Genomic DNA, 339 nt, shown 5'->3' on the forward strand with positions numbered 1-339 from the left:
GGCCCCGCCACCGCGGGCAGCGCCACGGTGCCCCGCGGCCCGCCGAACCACACCCGCAGCGGTCCGTCCCACAACGGGACGGGTTCGCCGCCCCAGGGATAGGCCAGCTCCTCGTCCGGCGCGGCGAGGTCCTTCTCCATGTGGACCTCGGACAACGGCTTGTCGGGGCCGGGGAAATGGAGCGTCGTGCGGTAGCCGAGACGGCAGTAGAACGGCGGGTTGCCCCGCTCCACGACCGCGTCGAGGACGACACGTGCCGCGCCGGCGGCGCGGGCACCGTCCTCCAGCGCGCGCATCAGCAGCCGTCCCACCGACCGGCCCCGGGCCCGCGGGGCGACC

At 76.4% G+C, this 339-nt stretch carries 1 pseudogene; it reads right to left on the reverse strand.

The features are described from left to right. A pseudogene (locus G3I40_RS12135) lies at window positions 1–311 on the reverse strand (hypothetical protein); the annotation flags it as partial. Between the last annotated feature and the right edge of the window lie 28 nt (window positions 312–339).

The sequence above is a fragment of the Streptomyces sp. SID14478 genome (assembly GCF_010548525.1).
GTDB lineage: Bacteria > Actinomycetota > Actinomycetes > Streptomycetales > Streptomycetaceae > Streptomyces.